Origin of the sequence: Sphingobacterium cavernae (genome assembly GCF_008520265.1) — a bacterium.
Classification (GTDB): domain Bacteria; phylum Bacteroidota; class Bacteroidia; order Sphingobacteriales; family Sphingobacteriaceae; genus Sphingobacterium; species Sphingobacterium cavernae.
This window is the reverse complement of the sequence record NZ_VIQM01000037.1, coordinates 1-548: the sequence shown is the minus strand read 5'-3', so window position 1 is coordinate 548 and position 548 is coordinate 1. Positions and strand designations below refer to the sequence as shown.

General features: G+C 42.0%; 1 protein-coding gene. It reads right to left on the bottom strand.

Going from position 1 to position 548, the window contains the following annotated elements; translation table 11 throughout:
- Window positions 1-29: 29 nt before the first annotated feature.
- Window positions 30-548: group II intron maturase-specific domain-containing protein (locus tag FLS47_RS07220; RefSeq protein WP_317131683.1), on the bottom strand; the 519-nt coding region annotated here is incomplete at its 5' end.

Sequence of the window (548 nt, the reverse complement as noted above, 5' to 3'; positions counted from 1 at the left end):
CGTAAAGATCTCCCTTTACACGGCTCTTATTATCCAACCGACAACTTTATCCCTATATACCAGTGTTCAAACAGATGCGGACTTCTTTCGGAAATCTCTGACATCCATTTTATGGCTCTGTCTTTTCGGTTCCGTAGCCTTTTATATTTCCGCATAGCCCATCTTACCAGTAACCTGTTCATGTGCTGAAGTACTTTGTGTAGCTCTGTTTTGTAGAAAGCTCCGTAGTAATTGATCCATCCTCTGAGGACTGGATTTATATACCGGGACAACGTTTCTAAGTCACTGCCTCCTCTTCTGTGCAATTGCCATGTCCGCATCTTTTCTCGTATGGAAACTTTAGCTTTATTGCTGATTGCAGGAAGAAAACTGGTAAAGTTCAACCCCTGTTTGGTCTGAGCTTTTCGTCTTTTGAACGTATACCCTAGAAAGTCGAAGGCAATTATGGGATAGGATTTCTGTCGTTCTTTTCTGCCACAATACACGATCTTGGTTTTCTCTGGATGCAGTTCAAGTCCACAGGCTTTTAGTCTGTGTTCTAATGCTTT